The sequence below is a fragment of the Halorubrum sp. Atlit-8R genome, from assembly GCF_003666025.1.
In the GTDB taxonomy this organism is placed as follows: Archaea; Halobacteriota; Halobacteria; order Halobacteriales; family Haloferacaceae; genus Halorubrum; species Halorubrum salinarum.
On record NZ_QPLV01000005.1, the window covers coordinates 194413 to 212407 of the forward strand.

The 17995-nt window shown below is 72.0% G+C and carries 22 protein-coding genes and 2 tRNA genes; 10 read left to right on the plus strand and 14 right to left on the minus strand.

The genetic code is table 11. The features are described from left to right. The first annotated feature begins 46 nt into the window (after nucleotides 1–46). Nucleotides 47–559: a CinA family protein gene (locus DVK05_RS13630; RefSeq protein ID WP_121564157.1), complete on the plus strand. Its 513-nt coding sequence runs from the start codon at nucleotides 47–49 to the stop codon at nucleotides 557–559. Nucleotides 560–631: 72 nt separating this feature from the next. Beyond that, complete coding sequence (locus DVK05_RS13635; protein ID WP_121564159.1) at nucleotides 632–1051, plus strand: universal stress protein; 420 nt, start codon at nucleotides 632–634, stop codon at nucleotides 1049–1051. A 40-nt stretch (nucleotides 1052–1091) separates the two neighbouring features. On the opposite strand, the gene DVK05_RS13640 is transcribed toward DVK05_RS13635, so the two are convergent. The 4 genes from DVK05_RS13640 to DVK05_RS13655 all read right to left on the minus strand — a co-directional run bounded on the left by DVK05_RS13640 (nucleotide 1092) and on the right by DVK05_RS13655 (nucleotide 2867). Then, a complete protein-coding gene (locus DVK05_RS13640) occupies nucleotides 1092–1295 on the minus strand; it encodes a hypothetical protein (RefSeq protein ID WP_121564161.1) in 204 nt (67 codons plus the stop codon). 60 nt (nucleotides 1296–1355) lie between these two features. Next, nucleotides 1356–1429: transfer RNA gene (locus DVK05_RS13645), tRNA-Thr, on the minus strand. A 61-nt stretch (nucleotides 1430–1490) separates the two neighbouring features. After that, the gene (locus tag DVK05_RS13650) at nucleotides 1491–2078 is read right to left on the minus strand and encodes a GNAT family N-acetyltransferase (protein ID WP_121564163.1); all 588 of its coding nucleotides are present in this window, start codon (nucleotides 2076–2078) and stop codon (nucleotides 1491–1493) included. A 66-nt stretch (nucleotides 2079–2144) separates the two neighbouring features. Then, on the minus strand, nucleotides 2145–2867 hold the full coding sequence (locus DVK05_RS13655; protein ID WP_121564165.1) for a cyclic nucleotide-binding/CBS domain-containing protein: 723 nt from the start codon (nucleotides 2865–2867) through the stop codon (nucleotides 2145–2147). Between the two features lie 200 nt (nucleotides 2868–3067). Between DVK05_RS13655 and udk the strand changes: the two genes are divergently transcribed. Further along, entirely contained in the window at nucleotides 3068–3766 is a 699-nt protein-coding gene (gene udk / locus DVK05_RS13660) for a uridine kinase (protein WP_121564167.1), read from the plus strand. A 125-nt stretch (nucleotides 3767–3891) separates the two neighbouring features. On the opposite strand, the gene DVK05_RS13665 is transcribed toward udk, so the two are convergent. The 3 genes from DVK05_RS13665 to DVK05_RS13670 all read right to left on the minus strand — a co-directional run bounded on the left by DVK05_RS13665 (nucleotide 3892) and on the right by DVK05_RS13670 (nucleotide 5928). Continuing rightward, nucleotides 3892–4284, minus strand: a complete 393-nt coding sequence (locus DVK05_RS13665; RefSeq protein WP_121564169.1) for a type II toxin-antitoxin system VapC family toxin — start codon at nucleotides 4282–4284, stop codon at nucleotides 3892–3894. Continuing rightward, nucleotides 4281–4430 carry a hypothetical protein gene (locus DVK05_RS17145; RefSeq protein ID WP_158598864.1) on the minus strand — a complete coding sequence of 50 codons (150 nt, stop codon included), beginning with the start codon at nucleotides 4428–4430 and terminating at the stop codon, nucleotides 4281–4283. Before DVK05_RS17145 ends, DVK05_RS13665 begins: the two co-directional genes overlap by 4 nt. Before the next feature lie 115 nt (nucleotides 4431–4545). Further along, nucleotides 4546–5928, minus strand: coding sequence for a DEAD/DEAH box helicase family protein (locus tag DVK05_RS13670; RefSeq protein WP_121564171.1), 1383 nt, complete (start codon nucleotides 5926–5928; stop codon nucleotides 4546–4548). Between the two features lie 49 nt (nucleotides 5929–5977). Here DVK05_RS13670 and DVK05_RS13675 point away from each other — a divergent pair, with 49 nt between their 5' ends. Beyond that, complete coding sequence (locus DVK05_RS13675) at nucleotides 5978–6931, plus strand: alpha/beta hydrolase (protein ID WP_121564173.1); 954 nt, start codon at nucleotides 5978–5980, stop codon at nucleotides 6929–6931. Nucleotides 6932–6999: 68 nt separating this feature from the next. On the opposite strand, the gene DVK05_RS13680 is transcribed toward DVK05_RS13675, so the two are convergent. After that, entirely contained in the window at nucleotides 7000–7449 is a 450-nt protein-coding gene (locus tag DVK05_RS13680; protein ID WP_121564175.1) for a universal stress protein, read from the minus strand. 131 nt (nucleotides 7450–7580) lie between these two features. On the opposite strand from DVK05_RS13680, the gene DVK05_RS13685 reads away from it, so the two are divergent. Further along, complete coding sequence (locus DVK05_RS13685) at nucleotides 7581–9206, plus strand: amidohydrolase (protein WP_121564177.1); 1626 nt, start codon at nucleotides 7581–7583, stop codon at nucleotides 9204–9206. 96 nt (nucleotides 9207–9302) lie between these two features. Beyond that, nucleotides 9303–9554 (plus strand): hypothetical protein, encoded by a 252-nt coding sequence (locus DVK05_RS13690; protein ID WP_053772633.1) that lies wholly within the window; start codon nucleotides 9303–9305, stop codon nucleotides 9552–9554. Between the two features lie 12 nt (nucleotides 9555–9566). Here the strand turns inward: DVK05_RS13690 and speB are convergent, their stop codons facing one another. Both speB and DVK05_RS13700 read right to left on the minus strand, forming a co-directional pair. Further along, nucleotides 9567–10409 carry an agmatinase gene (gene speB, locus DVK05_RS13695; RefSeq protein ID WP_121564179.1) on the minus strand — a complete coding sequence of 281 codons (843 nt, stop codon included), beginning with the start codon at nucleotides 10407–10409 and terminating at the stop codon, nucleotides 9567–9569. A 5-nt stretch (nucleotides 10410–10414) separates the two neighbouring features. Beyond that, nucleotides 10415–10792 (minus strand): translation initiation factor IF-5A, encoded by a 378-nt coding sequence (locus DVK05_RS13700; RefSeq protein WP_017344606.1) that lies wholly within the window; start codon nucleotides 10790–10792, stop codon nucleotides 10415–10417. A gap of 158 nt (nucleotides 10793–10950) precedes the next feature. On the opposite strand from DVK05_RS13700, the gene DVK05_RS13705 reads away from it, so the two are divergent. Then, complete coding sequence (locus tag DVK05_RS13705; protein WP_233559423.1) at nucleotides 10951–11676, plus strand: hypothetical protein; 726 nt, start codon at nucleotides 10951–10953, stop codon at nucleotides 11674–11676. Between the two features lie 27 nt (nucleotides 11677–11703). Here DVK05_RS13705 and DVK05_RS13710 read toward each other — a convergent pair whose 3' ends face one another. Next, on the minus strand, nucleotides 11704–11991 hold the full coding sequence (locus tag DVK05_RS13710; RefSeq protein WP_121564181.1) for a hypothetical protein: 288 nt from the start codon (nucleotides 11989–11991) through the stop codon (nucleotides 11704–11706). Continuing rightward, on the minus strand, nucleotides 11991–13169 hold the full coding sequence (locus tag DVK05_RS13715) for an aminotransferase class I/II-fold pyridoxal phosphate-dependent enzyme (RefSeq protein WP_121564183.1): 1179 nt from the start codon (nucleotides 13167–13169) through the stop codon (nucleotides 11991–11993). The genes DVK05_RS13710 and DVK05_RS13715 overlap by 1 nt, the downstream gene beginning before the upstream one ends. Nucleotides 13170–13283: 114 nt before the next feature. Between DVK05_RS13715 and DVK05_RS13720 the strand changes: the two genes are divergently transcribed. Continuing rightward, complete coding sequence (locus tag DVK05_RS13720) at nucleotides 13284–14345, plus strand: AI-2E family transporter (protein ID WP_121564185.1); 1062 nt, start codon at nucleotides 13284–13286, stop codon at nucleotides 14343–14345. Between the two features lie 74 nt (nucleotides 14346–14419). Further along, nucleotides 14420–16045 carry a succinic semialdehyde dehydrogenase gene (locus DVK05_RS13725; protein ID WP_121564187.1) on the plus strand — a complete coding sequence of 542 codons (1626 nt, stop codon included), beginning with the start codon at nucleotides 14420–14422 and terminating at the stop codon, nucleotides 16043–16045. 48 nt (nucleotides 16046–16093) lie between these two features. Here the strand turns inward: DVK05_RS13725 and DVK05_RS13730 are convergent, their stop codons facing one another. Together DVK05_RS13730 and DVK05_RS13735 are read right to left on the minus strand one after the other, a co-directional pair. After that, nucleotides 16094–16684: an NAD(P)/FAD-dependent oxidoreductase gene (locus DVK05_RS13730; protein WP_121564189.1), complete on the minus strand. Its 591-nt coding sequence runs from the start codon at nucleotides 16682–16684 to the stop codon at nucleotides 16094–16096. 114 nt (nucleotides 16685–16798) lie between these two features. Next, the gene (locus DVK05_RS13735) at nucleotides 16799–17716 is read right to left on the minus strand and encodes a hypothetical protein (RefSeq protein ID WP_121564191.1); all 918 of its coding nucleotides are present in this window, start codon (nucleotides 17714–17716) and stop codon (nucleotides 16799–16801) included. Between the two features lie 163 nt (nucleotides 17717–17879). Between DVK05_RS13735 and DVK05_RS13740 the strand changes: the two genes are divergently transcribed. Then, a tRNA-Tyr gene (locus DVK05_RS13740) sits at nucleotides 17880–17953 on the plus strand. The last annotated feature ends 42 nt before the right edge of the window (nucleotides 17954–17995 follow it).

The window sequence follows — 17995 nt, forward strand, 5'->3', positions numbered from 1 at the left end:
GCGCCGGGGCGTAAACCTCAGGGGCGCCTCGCCCGGAGTGGCCCGTATGGACGACGCGACAGACCCCGCCGAGCGCCTGAACGCGCTCCTCGCCGACCGCGACGAGACGCTCGCGACCGCGGAGTCGCTCACGGGCGGCCTCGTCGGCTCGCGAGTGACGGACGCCCCGGGCGCGAGCGCCTACTTCGACCGCGGCTTCGTGACGTACACCTACGACGCCAAGCGCGAGCTGCTCGGCGTCTCCCGCGAGTCGCTCGACGCGCACGGCGCCGTGAGCGAGCCGGTCGTCCGCGAGATGGCGGCGGGCGCCCGCGACCGGGCGGACGCGGACTGGGCGGTCGCGACGACCGGCATCGCCGGACCGACGGGCGGGACCGACGAGAAGCCGGTGGGACTCGTCCACTTCGGCGTCGCGCACGCCGCGCCCTGGGGCACCGGGGAGTCGTTCGTCCGGACCGAGCGGGCCGTCCTCGACGGCGACCGCGACGCGGTGAAGCGGGGCGCCGCCGAGCAGGCGCTCGACGCCCTCGTCCGGGTCATCGAGGACGTCGACGGGTGAGGGTGCGACCGGTCGGCCCGCCCGACCCGCGTCACCACCTGCGTTTATCAGGAGACGGCGCGTACTGCCGGCATGATCGAGCGCGTACTCGTGGCGATGGACGGCTCAGACCTCTCCGAGCGCGCGCTCCGGTACGCGCTCGACGGCCACCCCGACGCCGAGATAACCGTGCTGACCGTGGTCGGCGGCGCGTCGCCGATGATGGGACAGGCCGCGGGGATCGCGCTGTCGGACGACGGCGAGGACGGGGTCCGCGAGGCCGCCGCGCCGGTGTTCGAACGGGCGCGGGAGATCGCGGCCGAGTACGACGCGACCGTCGAGACGGCCGTGGAGGCGGGCCGCCCCGCGCGGCAGATAATCGACCGCGCCGAGGAGTTCGACGTGGTCGTGCTGGGCACCCACAGCGGGTCGCTGGCCGACCGCCTGTTCGTCGGCAACGTCGCGAAAACGGTGTTCCAGCGGTCGCCGGTGCCGGTCACGGTCGTGCGGTGAGTCGGCGGGGTTCAGCCGCGATCCGCGCACCCGGCCGCAGTCAGTCGATGTACGCATTTCCGACGACCGCGACGACCAGCGCGGCGATCACGATCCACGTGAGGGGCTCGACCGCGAGGAGCCGGATCGGGCGCGCGGCCGACTCCCCGAAGCCGAAGAGGACGCCGCCCGCGAACGCGACCGCGACCACGAGCGCGCCGACGATCCCGGCCACGCCGAGCAGCGCGCGGTCCGACGAGTCCATACCCGACGTGGGCGTCGGGGCTACTTAAGAAATGCCCGCGGAGGGTCGCGACGGGGTCGAAGCCAGGGCAGGGATTTGAACCCCGGAAGTCTCGATTACAAGTCGAGTGCATGAACCACCCATGCTCCCCTGGCGCGTGCGGCCGTACTCGGTCCTCCTATGAGTGCGTGTCGCTTTCCGCGAACCCGGCCGGCGTCAGCCGCTTTCGTCGGTCGGGTCCGCGCCCTCACCGTCATGCGACTCGGCCTCGAAGTCCGTCGATTCGGCCTCGGCGTCGCCCAGCGACTTCGTCAGTTCGACCCGGTGGAGGCCGTAGCCGCGCGCCGCGTAGAACTCCCGGGCGCGGTCGTTGTCGGCGAGCGCCTCCAGCGCCACGTGTTCGGCGCCCGCCTCGGCGAGCTCGCTTTCCGCCGCGTCGAGCAGCGCCGCGCCGATCCCCTCCCCGCGCCGCTCCGGGACCACGTAGAGGTTGCTGACGGTCCCGCGGACGGCGTCGCGCTCGTAGTCGCCGCGTTCGAGCGAGAAGCCGACGAAACCGACCGGGTCGGAGTCACCGTCTCCGCCTCCCTCCGTCTCCGCTTCGGGGGACGGAGCGCGAGCGACGAACAGCTCGCCCGTGACGACCGACTGCGCGACCCACTCGCGGACGGTCGCGCGGTTCGCCTCGGCGCGGAGCGTGGCGCCGTGCTCCCGCTGACCGGCCGCGAGCGAGACCCACATGTCGGTGACGGCGTCGACGTCGTCGGCGGTCGCCGGCTCGACCATCGCGTCCGACTCGCCCATGCGCACGCCTTCGGCTCGCGGCGTGTTGAGGCTGCCGGCCGGCGGCTCGCTCGCCTCGGCGCGGGCTCAGATCTCGCGGCAGTTCGGGCAGACGGCCTGCCCGTTCGCGGTGACGAGGTCGGGGACGAGCGCGCCGCAGTTCTCGCAGACGCCCTGGGTCGATCCCCCGTTCGCGCTGCCGGTCGCGTCGGCGCCGCCGTCGGTGTCGGCGGTCTCGTCCCGCGTCGCAACTGCCGCGCGCTCCGCCGCATCGGGGTCCATCGTCGCCTCGGCGCGCCGCTCCGCGTCGGTGTCCGCGGCGGCCGCGGTCGACAGCACCGCTCCGTCGGGCCCGGGGTCGCTCGCCGCGGGCTCCTCGCCGAAGGCCTCGGCGCCGGTGCCCGTCCGCGGCGCGCCCGCGGCGAGCGCGTCGCCGTCCGTGACGACGCCGACGGCCTCTCCGTCCGCGACGGCGACGACGCGGTCCGCCCCCTCCGCGACGAGGCGCTCCTCGACGGCCGCCAGCGAGTCGTCGGGCGCCACCGCCGGCAGCGGCGGGCCCATCACGTCACCGACGGTGAGGTCGGCGGGGGCCGGACCGCCGTCCGACCCGCCGGTCGTCGCCTCCAGCAGCGCGTCGAGCGCGTCGCGGGACTCCAGGCGTCCGACCGGCTCGCCGCCGCGCACGACGACCAGGCAGTTCGTCTCCTCGTCGACCAGCAGCGCGGCCGCCTCCGGGAGCGAGTCCGACTCGCTGACGCCGAGGAACTCGCGATGCATCACGTCACGGACCGTGGTGTCTGTTCGCATACGACCCGGATCCGCTCCGACCGGCTAAAAGGTGCCCCCGGTAGCGTTTTATCCGCGCCGGTCGTACCATTGCGATCGGTTCCCACGCCGGTCGCCGGACGTGCGACGCGCGGCGGCCTCCGGTGCGTGCGCAGCGGTGACGGGGATCGCACGCGGCGAGGAAAGGGAGCGTTCAAACCCTCCGGCGTTCGAACTGCAATATGGCCATTCCCTCGTTCGTGATCGGGATCGCGGGCGGGACGGGCGCCGGGAAGACGACGGTCTCCCGACTCGTCACCCGCGACCTCGGCGACAGCGTCACCCGGATCCCGCTGGACAACTACTACGAGGACCTCTCGCACCTCGAGTTCGAGGAGCGCCAGGAGGTCAACTACGACCACCCCTCGGCGTTCGAGTGGGAGCTGCTGCGAGACCACCTCGAAGCCCTGCTGGAGGGCCAGTCCGTCGAGATGCCCCAGTACGACTTCGAGGTCCACAACCGGAAAGACGAGCGCGTCACCGTCGAGCCGACGGACGTGATCGTCTTGGAAGGCATCCTCGCGCTGTACGACGAAGAGATAAACGACATGATGGACCTCCGGCTGTTCGTCGAGACCGACGCCGACGTGCGCATCCTGCGCCGCATCCGGCGGGACGTGATCGAGCGCGGCCGCGACCTGGAGGGCGTCATCGACCAGTACCTCTCGACGGTGAAGCCGATGCACGAGCAGTTCATCGAGCCCTCGAAGAAGCACGCGGACGTGATCATCCCGGAGGGCGCCAACAGCGTCGCCGTGAACCTCTTAGAGGAGAAGCTCCGCGCCGAAGTCGAGGGCGACGCGGTCCGCAGTTGGGAGCGCGGCAGCCTCGAACAGGAGCTCGGCGAGAAGCGCTCGCTCGACGTCGACGGCGACGATTAAGTATGGCGAACCGGTCGCGGCCAGCGGAACCGACGGCGGATCGGTGTGGATCCCCGTTGTAGATCCGTTCGGCACTATAATCTCGCACCGGGTCGGTTGAAATCCCACGTCAACTGCGGGACGGATTACCTCGGAATCTCTTCGGGCGGCTTCGCGCCGTGACGGTGAAGCTCCGCGTCGAACGTGACGAGCGTCCCGCCGATATGGTCCGCCCCGGCGAGCATGATGGCGTCCATCGCCGTCGTGTACGTCTCTTCTTGGATCTCGTCTGCCCGCTGAATCAACACAGAGCCGTGAGAAACGGGGTCGGCATACGTCCGTATCGTCCGCTCAACCGCTTCGATCCTATCGCGCTTCAGATGGTACTTCGTCGCGAGAACGTTCCGTACCTCCATCACGTTGTAGATCGACGAGTAAAACTCGTGTTCGCTGTTGAGAAGTTCGCGTGCGACATCGGAGCGGTCGGTGTCGTCGGTGACGATCGCGATGAATATATTCGAATCCACGAAGAGCTTCATACGTTTTCGCGGGACTCACGAACGGCTTCGACGGAATCGATCTCCGGAGCGTCTTCGACCGCGAGTGTCGCCAGCGCGTCGCCGAAGCCGAGGTTTTCCTCCGGGCCGTCTTCTTCGTCGGATGGCCGCCACTCAGTACCCGACATGTGATACCCAATTCGGCCGGAACGAATAAATCCCACTGTGAGACTGAGAGAGGTTTATATCCGATCGTCGCAGCCGCTCACAGGAATTTAACCATCGCCTCCCGACTGTTCCGGCTTATCGCCGCCGGCTCGCCACCCGCTCCTCGGCGGTCTCGGCGCTGACCAGCTCGTACAGCGTCGCCCGACCGCCGTCCTCCTTCGGGCGGAGCACGCGGCCGAGCCGCTGAGTGAACTCGCGCTCGCTGCCCGAGCCGGAGAGCAGGACCGCCACGTTGGCGTCGGGCACGTCGACCCCCTCGTCGAGGACGTTCGCGGCGACGACCCGGCTGTAGGTGCCGTCGCGGAAGCGCTCTAAGATCTCGCGTCGTTCCTTCGCGCCCGTCTCGGCGGTGATCGCGGGCAGGAGGAAGCGCTCGGAGAGGCGGTAGACGAGGTCGGTGTGGGCCGTGAACACGATGACGCGGTCGTCGCGGTGGCGGTCGAGGATCTCGGCGAGCCGCTCGACCTTGCGGTCGGCGTTCATCATGATCTCGCGGGCGTCCTGCTTCGCGAGCAGTGCCTCGCGGGCCGCGGGGTCGTTGCCGGAGCGCTTGACGAGTTCCTGGTAGTCGCTGCCGCTCGAAAACGTGATGCCGGCGTCGCGCACGTACTCGACGAAGGTGCCCTGCCTCTCGTCGTATCGCTCGCGCTCTTCCGCCGTCAGCTCCACCTCGATCCGCCGGATGTCGTAGGGCGCGAGGTGGTCGCCCGCGAGGTCGTCGATGTCGAGCGCGTAGACGCGGTCGCCGACCAGGTCGGCGACGACCTCGTGGGCGCCGTCCGGGCGCTCGAAGGTGGCGGTGAGGCCGAGCCGCGCGGGCGCGGCGAGGAGGCGCGCGGCGTCGCGGTACCCCTCGCCGCCGAGGTGGTGGACCTCGTCGAAGACGACGAACTCGAAGGCGTCGCCGATGCCGTCCGCCTTGAGGTACGCCGAGTCGTACGTCGACACCGTGACCGCCTCCCGGCGCTGCTCGCCGCCGCCGAACCGGCCGATCGGCGCGTCGAACTCCCGTTCGAGTTCGCGCTGCCACTGGTCGAGGAGGTCGAGGGTGGGGACGACCACGAGCGTCGGGACGCCCAGGTCGACCATCGCCCGGACCGCGATCACGGTCTTGCCCGCCCCGGTCGGGAGTTCGATCACGCCGCGGTCGTCCGCCTCGCGCCAGGCGTCCAACGCCTCGCGCTGGTACTCGCGGAGGTCGTAGTCCGTCGCGAGCGCGTCCGGCAGCCCCGCCTCGCTCGCGGCGCGGTCGCTCGCGTCGAGCACGCGGTCGTCGACCGAGACGCCGGCCACCTGGAGCGCCCGCCGGAGTTCGGCGTAGCGGTGCGCGGGCGCCCGGCCGGTCCCGGTCCGGGGGTCGGTCTCGACCCCCGGGAGCGGCGGGAGCGCGTCGGGCGCGAGGTCGGCGTCCGCGTCGACCCGGATCGTGCCGTCCTCGTAGGTCAGCCGGACGTCCATCGCCCGGAGTTGCCGACCGACTTACAAAGGCCCACCGCCTCGCCCCGGTATGCGCGCGGACGAACTCGACCCGGACCTCGCCGCGGCGATCGACGAGATCGAGTCGCTGGGCCTGCCCGCGTGGAGCGACCTCTCCGTCGCGGCCGCCCGCGACCTCGAGGACGACCTGTTCTCCGGGCCGCCTGAGCCGCCGGTGGCCGAGGTCCGCGACCTGGCGTTCGACGGCCCGCACGGCGAGGTGCCGGTGCGGGTGTACCGGCCGGAGCCCGCGCTCGACGCGGCCGACGGCGAGCCGAGCCGCGCCCTCGTCCACTTCCACGGGGGCGGGTGGACGCTCGGGACGCTCGACTCGGTCGACGGGATCTGCCGCGAGCTCGCGGATCGGGCCGACGCCGTCGTCGTCTCCGTCGACTACCGCCTCGCCCCGGAACATCCCTTCCCAGTCCCGGTCGACGAGGCGACCGCGGCGGTCGGGTGGGTCGCGGAGGCGGCCGACTCCCTCGGGGTCGATCCCGCTCGGACCGGCGTCTCGGGGACCAGCGCGGGCGGCGCGCTCGCGGTCGCCGCGTCGCTCCGCGCCCGGGAGTTCGACGAGCCGCCGACCCCCGCCGGCCAGTTCCTGCTCTATCCGATCGCCGGCCACGACTTCGAGACGGACTCCTACGGGGCGAACGCCGACGGTCCCCTGCTCACCCGCGCGGACATGCGGTGGTTCTACGACCAGTACCTCCGGAGCCCGGTCGACGCCGCGAACCCCTACGCGGTGCCGCTCCGGGCGGCCCACCTCGGCGACCTCCCCCCCGCGACGGTCGTCACCGCCGGCTTCGACCCTCTGCGCGACGACGGCGCCGCGCTCGCGGAGCGGTTCGGGCGCGAGGGGACCGCGGTCGAGCACCGTCACTACCCGGCGATGGCGCACGGGTTCTGTAGCCTCGCCGACCGCGTGCCGACCGCGGAGGCGGCCCTGTCCGCGGTCGCCGAGGACGTGCGAGAACGGTTGTGACGCGGCCGCGGGGCCCGAGTCGATCCCCCGAGCCCCGGGCGCCGACTCCGATCAGGCGCCGACTCCGTTCAGGCGTCGACGGTCGTCTTCACGATGCTCACGGGCGCGGTGGACTGGCGGGAGACGCGCTCGGTGACGGAGCCGAGCATCCGTCGGTAGTCGCCGGAGCGCGTCTTCGACCCCATCACCGTGAGGTCCACGTCCGCCTCGTCGACGTACCGGAGGATCTCCTCGTGGGGGACGCCGTACCGCAGGGCGGTGACGGTCTCGACGCCGGCCTCGTCCGCGCGGGACGCGACCGCGTCGAGCGCCTCGCGGCCGCTCTCTTCGAGGGTCTCCTCGGCGCCCTCGGCGCCGTCGACGAACTCGTCGCCGGAGTAGGCGTTCACCACGTCGCTGTCGACCACGTAGAGGACGTGGAGCGTCGCGTCGTAGCGGTCGGCGGCGTCTATCGCGTGGTCGGTCGCGCGGTCGACGCCGACGCTGCCGTCGGTCGGGAGGAGGACGTTGTCGTACATACGCGACGGTTCGACGGGCGAGCGAATAAATCGGTCGCCCGTTCCCGGCGGCCGGTTCAGTCGGCGGCCGCCGGCGCCGCCGTCCGACCGGTTCCCGAACGGTTAACACGCTGTGCGCCCGCCGAAGTCCCATGACAGAGGCCGCGGACCGGATCTTCGTGAACGGGGAGGTACACACGCTCGCGGACCCGGACGACGGCGGCGACGAGGTCGCGGAGGCCGTCGCCGTGCGCGACGGTGCGGTCGTCAGGACCGGGCGGACCCACGACGTGGAACTGCTCGCGGGCGTCGACACCGACGTGGTCGACCTCGGCGGGCGCGTGCTCCTCCCCGGGTTCGTCGACGCGCATACCCACCTGACGACCGTGGGGCGGTACCTCGTCCACGCGGACCTCTCCGCGGCCGACTCCCCCGGAGCGGCCGTCGACCTGCTCGCGGAGCGCGCGGCGGAAGTGGAACGGGAGGCGAGCGGCGGCGAGGCGGCCGGCGGGGGCGACGCGGCGAGCGACGGCGACGGGACCGGCGAGTGGGTGTTGGGCTACGGCTACGACGAGTCGACGTGGGACGAGTCGCGCTACCTGACCCGCGCGGACCTCGACCGCGTCTCGACCGAGCGGCCGGTCGCGGCGTTCCGCGAGGACATGCACGTCGCGGCGGTCAACGGCGTCGCGCTCGACCGCTTCGCGGACGCGCTCGCCGACGCGCCCGACGGGACGGTGCCGACCGAGGACGGCGAGCCGACCGGGGTCCTCCTCGAGGCCGCCATCGACCCGATCTACCGGGCGGTCGAGCCGGACCGCGAGGAGACGCGCGCCGTCGTCGAGGCCGCGCTCGACCAGTGCGCCGAGCGCGGGATCACCGGCTTCCACGACATGGTCCGGGACTCGCACGCCCCGCGGGTCTACCGCGACCTCGACGCGGCCGGCGAGCTCACCGCCCGCGTCCGGATCAACTACTGGAGCGACCACCTCGACGCGGTGCGGGAGGTCGGCCTCGCCACGAACGCCGGGAGCGAGTTCGTCGAGACCGGCGCGATCAAGTCGTACACGGACGGGAGCTTCGGCGGTCGGACGGCGCGGCTCTCGGCGCCGTACGCGGACGCCCCCGACGAGACCGGGCAGTGGGTCGTCGACCCCGAGGAACTGGACGAGACGGTCGCGGCCGCGACCGAGGCGGGCCTCCAGTTCACCGCCCACGCCATCGGTGACGAGGCGGTCGACGCCGTGCTGGACGCCTACGAGGACGCCTCGCGGACCGACGCGGGCGAGGCGCGCCACCGGATCGAACACGTCGAACTGGCCGACGACGACGCGATAGCGCGGCTCGCGGAGACCGGCGTCGTCGCGAGCGTCCAGCCGAACTTCCTGAAGTGGGCGGGCGAGGGCGGCCTCTACGAGGAGCGACTCGGGCCCGAGCGCACCGCCGAGACGAACCGCTACCGCGACATGCTCGACGCGGGCGTCGCGCTCGCGTTCGGCTCCGACGGGATGCCGATGGACCCGCTCGTCGGCGTCCACCACGCGGTCACCGCCCCGGCCGAGGCCCAGCGGCTCACGGTCACCGAGGCGCTGCGCGCGTACACGAGCGGCGCCGCCTACGCCGGCTTCGACGAGGACCGACTCGGGACGATCGAACCCGGGAAGCGGGCCGACCTTGTCGCGCTCGACGACTCGCCGTGGGAGGCGTCCGACGCCATCGACGACATCGACGTCGCCCTGACGGTCGTCGACGGCGAGGTCGTGTTCGACGACCGGTGAGGCGGCGGCGAGCGGCGATTCGGCGGCCGGACCGTGAAACCCGCAATCGCTGCCAGAAGACAGTAGTTATTAATCGTGTAGTTCCAACGCGGCACCATGGCAGAGATAGCCATCGAGTACGCCGAGGGGAACCGCCTCCGGTCGGAGGCGGAGACCGCCCGACGGCTCATCGACGCGTACCTCGGCGACCGCCCCGACGTCGACCGCGTCACGCTCGCTCCCTCCGGAGAGTCCGTCTTCTGTGTCAGCGTCGAAGGCGACCGCATCTGGTGTACCGACCCCCGCGAGTGGATCGACGCCATGGAGGCGGTGACCGCGGCGCGGAAACGCCTCTCGGAGGTCTCGTAACGCTCCCGTCCGTCACTCGCCCGACTCGTCGTCGCGGGCCGCCGCGTGCGCGAAGACGAACTCACGGAGCAGCTTGCCCGCGACCGCCGCCGCCTGTCCGTCGTCGCGGTCGTTCACCTCGACGACGTCGAACCCGTCGGCCCGGGGCGCGACGGTCCGCACGAGGTCCCGGACCTCTCTGGGCTCTAACCCGAACGGCTCCATCGTCCCGGTTCCGGGGGCGTACCCCGGGTCGAGCCCGTCGACGTCGACGGAGCAGTAGACCGACTCGTCCGCGAAGGCGTCGCCGTCGAGGGCGTCGAGCCATTTGCGGGCGTCCTCGGGCGCGACGACCTCCACGTCGGCCTCGGCCGCGCGGTCCCACTCCGCCTCGGAGCCGGTCCGGGCGCCGACGATCACCGCGCGGTCGACGCCGAGGTCGTCGAGACAGCGGCGGGTGACACAGGCGTGGTTCCACGGGTTCCCGTCGTACGCCTCGCGGAGGTCGAGGTGCGCGTCGACGACGACGAGGGCGTCGGGTTCCACCGCGTCGACGCCGGCGTAGGTGACCGTGTGCTCGCCGCCGAGGAGGAGGGGGACGGCGCCGTCGTAGACGACGCTCCGCAGTTCGGCGGCGAGGTGGTCGAGGTACGCCGGCACGTCGTCCCAGGGACGCACGTCGCCGGCGTCGTGGACGCCGAGCGCGGAGAAGCGGCTGTCGGTGCGGCGGTCGTAGTCGTCGTACGTCTCCGCGAATCGCCGGACCCGGTCCGGTCCGAACCGGGCGCCCGGCTGAAAAGTGGTCGTGGCGTCGAGCGGAGCGCCGACGACCACGTGGGAAGCAGCTTCGCGGTCGGTCGTCGCCCCGGGGAACATGCCGACTACCCGATGATCTTCCGTTGGCCCTCGTAGTCGAGGTACTCGATGTTGTCGTCCGAGGTGAAGTCCTCGCCCTCGGGGATACGCATCGTGAACGTGTCGTAGGTGTCTAAGTCCATCACTTGGACCTCATCACCGCTGACGTTGACGACCTGTCCCTGCTTGCGCTCGATGATCGGGACCCACACCTTCGCGTCGACCGGCTGCGAGAGCGAGCGCTTCTTGTCGTCGAAGACGCCCTTCCCCTCGACGCGTGCCTTCGCGCTGCCGTGTTTTCCGGGTTTGGCGGTGCTGTAGTGGTTGATCTTACAGGGCGCGTCGTCCATCATCACGTAGCTGCCCTCCTGGAGTTCGCGAACCTGCTTCTGCTCTCGCGGCATGAACGCCATTTCCCGCGGGGCGGGTATAAACGGTTTGGAACCGCGGCGCTGCCGGAATCGGTCCGGCGGCCGAGGCCGTTCCGAGGGGCCGGTTCGGACGATCCGGCCGCCCCCGCGGAGGGGAAACACTCAACAGGAGCCGAGTTGGATCGCCGGGCGTGTCCCCGACCGCCCCCCTCTCGTCGGACGCACCGATCTCGACCGCCGCTATCGGCGACGCCGCGACCCCGAGCGTCGCCTCCGCCGACCCGGCCGCGATCCCTCTGAGCGGCGACGGGCTCGTGCTCGCCGGCGCGGTGATCTCGGCCGGAGTCGCGCTCCTCGCCGGCATCGTCGTGTACGTCCTCCGCTCGTCCGACGACCAGGTCGACCGCGTCGCCGACGCGCTCGGCGGCGACCTGCCCGCGCCCACCGACGCGCCGGTCCGCGAGGAGGCCGACGTGCCGTCCTCCACCGGGCTCCACGAGGTCGCCGAACACGACGACGGCGACCCGGTGTACGTCCCCGTGGTCCGGATCCCGCTCGCGACGGCCGACCCCGGGATGGACGGCGTCTACCGCCACGCCGCCCGCGCCGCCGCGGCGCTCCACGACGAGTTCGACGACGCACACGTGCGCGGCTACGACGTGGAGTTCGGCCTCGACGACGGGTCGATCGGCGACGTCGGCCGGACGGTGAAACGCGTCGCCGTGACGCCCGGCCTCGCGGAGCGGCTCCGCGACCCGGACTACGACCACCGCGACCTCCGGAGCGACGTCGAGGCCGGCGACGACGGCGACCCCGGCGTCCCCCCGGTCGACTGGGGCGACGCGGTGAACTACGCGAACGCCGGCGGGACGGCCGCGGCCGGCGGCGCGGCGGCGGCGACGGCCGCGGCGACGTAGGGTGCCCCGCTCGCGGAAAAAAGCGGTCTACGGGTCCAGCTCGTCGACGTACTCCTCTACCCCCTCCTCGTCGTCGACGTTCCCGTCCGGCGGGACGAACTGCCCGGTGTAGAGGTAGCTGACGACGAACATCACGATGAAGCCGACACCGACCGCTGCCGTCGTCCGGACGACGAAGGGGAAGTCCATGACGATATAGAAGAAGCGGTCCGCGATCGCGATGGCGACCGCCGCGGTCACCAGTATCTTCTGCTCGTCGGTCGGGTCGCGGACGAACTCGACCACGTCGTCCTTGAGGTCGCCGAGCAGGCCCATCAGGCGTCACCCCCGGTCGTCGCGGCCGAGTCCGCCTCCGCCGCGCGGGTCTCGATCACGCGGCTCACGCGGTCCAGCCCGTCCTCCAGCTCCTCCGTCGGAAGCCCGAAGCCGATCCGGAACCGGTCCGGGAAGCCGAACAGGTTCCCCGGCGCGAGGACGACGCTCGCCTCTTCGACGACCGTCCGGCAGAACTCCTCCGCGTCGTCGAAGCCGTCGGGGACGGTCACGAACGCGTTGACGCCGACCGGGTCGAGCCAGTCGAGGCCGTGCTCGTCGACCCACGCCGCGACGCGGTCGCGGTGGTCGCTCGCCAGCTCGCGGTTCTCGGCGAGGATCCGGTCCTCGCGGCGCCCCAAGGCCTGCTTCGCGACGTGTTGCCCGAACAGGCTCGGCGAGATGGTGGTGTAGTCCTTCCACCGCCACGCGCGCTCGACGACCGGCTCCGGTCCGGCGATCCAGCCGAACCGCAGCCCGGCGAGCCCGTACGCCTTCGTGAGGCTCGTGGTCGAGATCCCGTGCGCGCCGTAGCTCGCGACCGGCGGCTGCGGGTCGTCGGCCAGCAGGCGGTACACCTCGTCGCAGAGCAGGTAGGCGTCGCGCTCGACGGCCACGTCGTACACCGCCCGCATCGCGGCCTCGTCGTGGTACCGCCCGGTCGGGTTGTTCGGGTTGTTGACGACGATCACGGCGGTGTCGTCGCGCGCGGCCTCGGCGACCGCGTCCGGGTCCAGCTCCCACTCGGGCGGCTCCAGCTCGACGCGGGTCACGTCGCCGAACGCGTCCGGCACGGCGTGGAGCGCCTGATACGTCGGCGTGACGACGACGGCGTGGGTGCCGGAACCGACGCCCGCGGGCGCGGCGGCGGCGTCGCCGCCCGTCCTCCCGCTCCCGTCGACGGCGGCCTCGTCGCCCAAAAGCGAGAGGAACGTCAGGAAGTTCGCCTCCTGGGTGCCGCAGGTGAAGAGCACCTCGTCGGCGGACCGGTCGTAGCGGTCGCCGACGGACTCCCGGAACTCGGGGTCGCCGTTCGTCGGGATGACGTAGCCGAGCTTCCCCGGGTCGAGGTCGAACCGACTCGCGTCGAGCGACCGGATGCCGCTTTCGGCCAGCATGATGTCGGCCTCGTGTTCGTGCTCCGCGAACCAGCGTTCGAGGCCGAACGGGTCGATGCGCATGGGCGTACTCGGGGAGGCGCGAGGTTAGGTGCTGTGGTCTCGGGTGCTCGGCGCCGTCCCGGGGCGGGCCGAGACCACCGCAACGACTTTCCTCGCCGATCGCGACAGGGCGACATGGTTCTCAACCGGCAGCGGCTGTTGGGCGTGCTGCTCGTCGCGCTCGCGACGCTCGCGGCGGCCGTGCTGGCGGAGGTGCTGCGGACGGTCGTGTTCGCGGTCACCGTCGCGTACGTCCTCTACCCCCTCCGGCAGCGGCTCGTCGGCCGGGGACTTCCACTCCGGATCGCCTGCGGCGTCGCCACCGCGGTCGCCTTCCTCGGCGCCACGCTCCTCGTCGCCCCGCTCCTGTACGCGCTGTACCGGCGCCGGGCGGAGCTGATCGCCATCCTCGAAGGGATACCCGACGCCGTCCCGATCAGCGTCGGCGGCTTCGAGACGACGATCGAGATCGCGCCGTACGTCGCGGCGGCCGAGGCCTTCGTCCGGGACGTCGCGCTCGCGCTCGCGGGCGCGGCGCCCGTCCTCGTCTTGGAACTCGTCGTGTTCACCTTCCTCGTGTACGGCATCCTCTACCGGCCGGGAGCGGTCGGCACCGCCGTCTTCGGGGTCCTGCCGCCGGAATATCACGACATCCCCGCTCGGCTCCACGAGCGGACGCGGCGGACGCTGTACTCGATCTACGTGCTTCAGGCGGCGACAGCGGCGGCGACGTTCCTCCTCGCGCTCGTGGTGTTCCGCGTCCTCGGCTACGGCTCGCCGGTCCTGTTGGCCGTGATCGCCGGCATCCTCCAGTTCATCCCCGTCGTCGGGCCGAGCGTCCTCATCGTCGCTCTCGGCGCCAGCGATGTCCTCGTCGGTCAGGTTGGGCGAGCGATCGCCGTGCTGGTGATCGGCCTCGTCGTCGTCGCCTTCGTCCCCGACGCGGTGATCCGGACGCGGCTCGCCGGGTGGACCGGGAAGATATCCCCGGGGCTGTACTTCGTCGGCTTCGTCGGCGGCATCCTCACGCTCGGCGCGGTCGGGGTCATCGTCGGCCCCCTCGTCGTCTCGCTGCTGCTCGAGGTGATCGACATGCTCACCGAACACGGCACAGAGTCGGGCTCCGTCGCGCACGAGGCCGGCCCCGTCGCGCACGAAGCCGGCTCCGTCGAGGAGCGCGAGGACTCGTCGGACTGACCGGCGCCCCGTCCGCGGTCCCCTCTCCGCCGCCGGTACCGCTTTCCCTCCGCCGACCGTCGTCACGGTATCCGATGCCCCCGACGGATCTCCCCACCGCGGTCGGTGACGCCCCGACGCTCGCCGCGCGACGCCTCGACGACCTCCCAGAGCGCGTGGCCCGCTCGCGGCCGGCGGACGGCGACGACGCCATCGACGTGTTCGCCCCGGCGACCGGCGAGCGGATCGGGCGCGTGCCGGCCTGCGACGCGGACGACGTGGCGGCCGCCGTCGACCGCGCGCGGGACGCGCAGGCCGAGTGGGCCGAGGCGCCCGCGGCGGAGCGCGCCCGGGTCGTCGACCGGTTCGGCGACCTCGTCGCGGACCGCCGCGAGGAGCTCCTCGACCTGCTCCAGCTCGAGACGGGCAAGTCCCGGCGCACCGCCGTCGAGGAACTGTTCGACGTGCCGACCGGCTGCGCGTACGTCGCGAGCGAGGCCCCGGACGCGCTGGCCGAAGAGCGCCGCCGGGGGGTCGTGCCCGGGATCACGACCGCGACGGTCACCCGCGAGCCGGTCGGCGTCGTCGGGGTCGTCTCGCCGTGGAACTACCCGCTCACCCTCTCGATGGCGGACGCGATCCCCGCCTTGGCCGCCGGCAACGCGGTCGTGCTTAAGCCCGACGAGAAGACGCCGTTCGGGGCCCTGCTGCTCTCGGAGCTGCTGGAGGTCGCCGGCCTCCCGGCGGACCTGTTCCAGGTGGTCACCGGCGAGGGGCCGGAGGTCGGGCCGTCGCTGATCGACGCGGTCGACTACGTCGCGTTCACCGGCAGCACGTCGGTCGGGCGGACGATCGCGGAGCGCGCGGGGCGGAACCTGATTGGTTGTTCGCTGGAGTTGGGCGGCAACAACCCCCTCGTCGTCCTCGGCGACGCCGACGTCGACGAGGCCGCCCGCGGCGCGGTCCAGGCCTGCTTCTCGAACGCGGGCCAGCTCTGCCTCTCCGCCGAGCGGATCTACGTCGTCGAGTCCGCGTACGACGCCTTCCTCGACGCGTTCGTCCGCGAGACGGAGGCGGTGACGCTCGGGACGGAGTACGACTACGACGCCGACCTCGGGTCGCTCGTCGACGCCGACCAGCTGGCCCGGGTCGAGTCGCACGTCGAGGACGCCCGCGAGCGCGGCGCGACCGTCGAGACGGGCGGCCGCGCGCGCCCCGACGTCGGGCCCCACTGCTACGAGCCAACCGTCCTGACCGGCGTCGAGCCCGACGCGACCGTCGCCTGCGAGGAGACGTTCGGCCCCGTCGCCGCGGTGACGCCGGTCCCGGACGCCGACGCGGCGATAGCGGCCGCGAACGACTCCCCCTACGGACTCAACGCGAGCGTCTGGACCGCGGACCGCGAGCGCGGCGCAGAGATCGCCCGGGAGATCGACTGCGGCACGGTGAACGTCAACGACGCGTTCCTCGCCACGTGGGGCGCGGTCGACGCGCCGATGGGCGGATTCGGCGACTCCGGGCTCGGTCGGCGACACGGGCCGGAGGGGATCCGGCGCTACACCGAGACGCGGACGGTGGGCGTCTCGCGGGTCGGCCCGCTGACGTTCCCGGAGCGGATCCCGACCGACTGGTTCGTCCGCGGCGCGTTCGCGGCGATGGGGGTCGGGCGGCGAGTGAGCCGCGCGGTCGACGCGGTCAGACGGCGCTTCTCGCGCCGCTGACGGAGCGAATCGAGCCGGCGACCCGGAAGCGAGGCGCCGGACGCCGCTTCACTCCCCGTCGTCGATCAGGTCGCCGAACACGGAGGCCGCGGTGTCCGGCACGTCGAAGTCGTGGTAGTGTTCGCCCTTCTCGTTCGAGAGGATGTTGAGCGCGGCGGCCGCGCCGTCGCCCCCGGAGATGATCGCCTGCCACTCCTCGGCGCGGGCCATCGCCCCTGTCGCGTAGGCGCCCTCGACGCTGGTCTCCATCGAGACGCCGACGCTGACGGTGTCGTCGTCGTCGAACTCGCAGCCCAGCTCCTCCGCGAGGTCGCGGTTCGCGCCCGTCGCGAGGACGACGTAGTCGGCCTCGTACTCGTCCTCCTCTGTCGTCACGGCGAAGCCGTCGTCGGTCGACTCGACGCCGGTGACCTCCTCGCCCTGGTGGCGGTCGACGCCGAAGTCGTCGACCTGCTGGCGCGCGGTCGCCATGAACTCGCTGCCGCCGACCGAGCCCACGCCGAGGTAGTTGAACAGGTGCGCCTTGTGCATCCACGTCCCGTCCGTGTCGAAGAGGACGGTGTCGAGGCCGTTCTTGCTCGCGAACAGTCCCGCGCTCAGTCCGGCCGGTCCACCGCCGACGATTGCGACGTCTGACATGGCCGCCATATCACCGCGCCCGGACATAAGGGTTGACGGAAGCGGGGATCGACGGGGCGGGCCGAAACTGATCGGTCGCGGCGTCGACGCGCCGGCGGCGGCGGACCTGGCGACTTACGCCCCGAAGTCGCCGAGCGAGCCGTCGGGAGCGTCGTCGTCGCCTTCCTGGCCGTCGTTCCGATCTCCCTCCTGACCGACGTTCCGATCTCCCTCCCGGCCGTCGCTCCTGTCGCCTTCCCCAGCGCCGTCTCCTCCCCCGCTCTCATCGCCGGGCTCACCCCACGGGTCGTTCGGGTCGACCGGTTCGACGGCGCGGTCGAGCTCGTCGGCGTCGTATTCGGTGTCCTCGTCGAGGATCATCGCGAGGCGCTGCCAGCGCGCGCTCTGGTCGTCCTCGCCCTCCGGCCCGACGCGGGCGCCGTGAGTCTTGAAGAAGCGGGTGCCGCGCCCGCGCTTCGAGCCCTCGCCGGTGTGGCCGTCGAAGACAGCGTCGAACTTGCCCTCCGGTTCGAGGTCGCCGACGGGGAAGTCGTGGGCCGGCTCCTCGCCGCGCTCGCGGGCCTCGGCGCGGACCTCGGCGACGGCGGAGAAGTAGGCGTCCGCGTTCGACGCCTCCCGGGTCGAGCGGGCGCGGGCGGCCGCGAGCGCGGCGTGAATCGCACAGAGGCGGCCCTTCCACGCGTCCGGCTCCCAGCGCTCGGTGGCGAGCTCCTCGTAGCGGTCGATCAGGAGCGCGACCTCGTCGCCGGTCCGGAGGTCCTCGACGATGTAGAGGTTGAGACGGTCCCAGAGGTTCCAGGCGTACCCGGACCGGGCCAGCTCCCAGGCCGCCCACGCCGCGACCTCCTCGTCGGAGCGCCGGACCGCCTTCTGGAGGAGGCTGGAGACGACGTACCGGCTGTACCCGCCGTCCGTCTCGTTCGGCTCCTTCTCCTCGCCGAAGTCGTTCTCGCCCGTCGCGTCCGGCGTCGTCTCGGTTTCGAGGCTCCCGTCCGACCCGAACGTCGCCTGTCTGTCGTCGCCGTCGGCCATGCCCTCGCTCCCGCCGCGAGCGACTTAACTGCCGCGCGGCGAGCGCGCCGGGAGCTCGGTCCCGGCGGCCGTTCGCGTCGGTCGATCCGGGCCGCGGTACGGCGGATCACACCTGCGCTGAAAGGGAACGCTTAAGTCGAATCCGGCGGCTATGTTTCGGTAACCGCCCTTAGCTCAGCCTGGTAGAGCAGTCGACTGTAGATCGACTTGTCCCCCGTTCAATTCGGGGAGGGCGGACTCGTTTTCCAGTCGATTCGTATCCGAACGTGGCTCGGCTCG

Bases quoted from the DNA above. Each gene is read 5' to 3' on its own strand.
- DVK05_RS13640 (WP_121564161.1), bottom strand. From the start codon at position 1,295: ATGGACTCGTCGGACCGCGCGCTGCTCGGCGTGGCCGGGATCGTCGGC.
- speB (WP_121564179.1), bottom strand. From the start codon at position 10,409: ATGTTCCCCGGGGCGACGACCGACCGCGAAGCTGCTTCCCACGTGGTC.
- DVK05_RS13650 (WP_121564163.1), bottom strand. From the start codon at position 2,078: ATGGGCGAGTCGGACGCGATGGTCGAGCCGGCGACCGCCGACGACGTC.
- DVK05_RS13735 (WP_121564191.1), bottom strand. From the start codon at position 17,716: ATGGCCGACGGCGACGACAGACAGGCGACGTTCGGGTCGGACGGGAGC.
- DVK05_RS13685 (WP_121564177.1), top strand. From the start codon at position 7,581: ATGACAGAGGCCGCGGACCGGATCTTCGTGAACGGGGAGGTACACACG.
- DVK05_RS13710 (WP_121564181.1), bottom strand. From the start codon at position 11,991: ATGGGCCTGCTCGGCGACCTCAAGGACGACGTGGTCGAGTTCGTCCGC.
- DVK05_RS13680 (WP_121564175.1), bottom strand. From the start codon at position 7,449: ATGTACGACAACGTCCTCCTCCCGACCGACGGCAGCGTCGGCGTCGAC.
- DVK05_RS13655 (WP_121564165.1), bottom strand. From the start codon at position 2,867: ATGCGAACAGACACCACGGTCCGTGACGTGATGCATCGCGAGTTCCTC.
- udk (WP_121564167.1), top strand. From the start codon at position 3,068: ATGGCCATTCCCTCGTTCGTGATCGGGATCGCGGGCGGGACGGGCGCC.
- DVK05_RS13635 (WP_121564159.1), top strand. From the start codon at position 632: ATGATCGAGCGCGTACTCGTGGCGATGGACGGCTCAGACCTCTCCGAG.
- DVK05_RS13665 (WP_121564169.1), bottom strand. From the start codon at position 4,284: ATGAAGCTCTTCGTGGATTCGAATATATTCATCGCGATCGTCACCGAC.
- DVK05_RS13675 (WP_121564173.1), top strand. From the start codon at position 5,978: ATGCGCGCGGACGAACTCGACCCGGACCTCGCCGCGGCGATCGACGAG.
- DVK05_RS13720 (WP_121564185.1), top strand. From the start codon at position 13,284: ATGGTTCTCAACCGGCAGCGGCTGTTGGGCGTGCTGCTCGTCGCGCTC.
- DVK05_RS13715 (WP_121564183.1), bottom strand. From the start codon at position 13,169: ATGCGCATCGACCCGTTCGGCCTCGAACGCTGGTTCGCGGAGCACGAA.
- DVK05_RS13630 (WP_121564157.1), top strand. From the start codon at position 47: ATGGACGACGCGACAGACCCCGCCGAGCGCCTGAACGCGCTCCTCGCC.
- DVK05_RS13725 (WP_121564187.1), top strand. From the start codon at position 14,420: ATGCCCCCGACGGATCTCCCCACCGCGGTCGGTGACGCCCCGACGCTC.
- DVK05_RS13700 (WP_017344606.1), bottom strand. From the start codon at position 10,792: ATGCCGCGAGAGCAGAAGCAGGTTCGCGAACTCCAGGAGGGCAGCTAC.
- DVK05_RS17145 (WP_158598864.1), bottom strand. From the start codon at position 4,430: ATGTCGGGTACTGAGTGGCGGCCATCCGACGAAGAAGACGGCCCGGAG.
- DVK05_RS13670 (WP_121564171.1), bottom strand. From the start codon at position 5,928: ATGGACGTCCGGCTGACCTACGAGGACGGCACGATCCGGGTCGACGCG.
- DVK05_RS13690 (WP_053772633.1), top strand. From the start codon at position 9,303: ATGGCAGAGATAGCCATCGAGTACGCCGAGGGGAACCGCCTCCGGTCG.
- DVK05_RS13730 (WP_121564189.1), bottom strand. From the start codon at position 16,684: ATGTCAGACGTCGCAATCGTCGGCGGTGGACCGGCCGGACTGAGCGCG.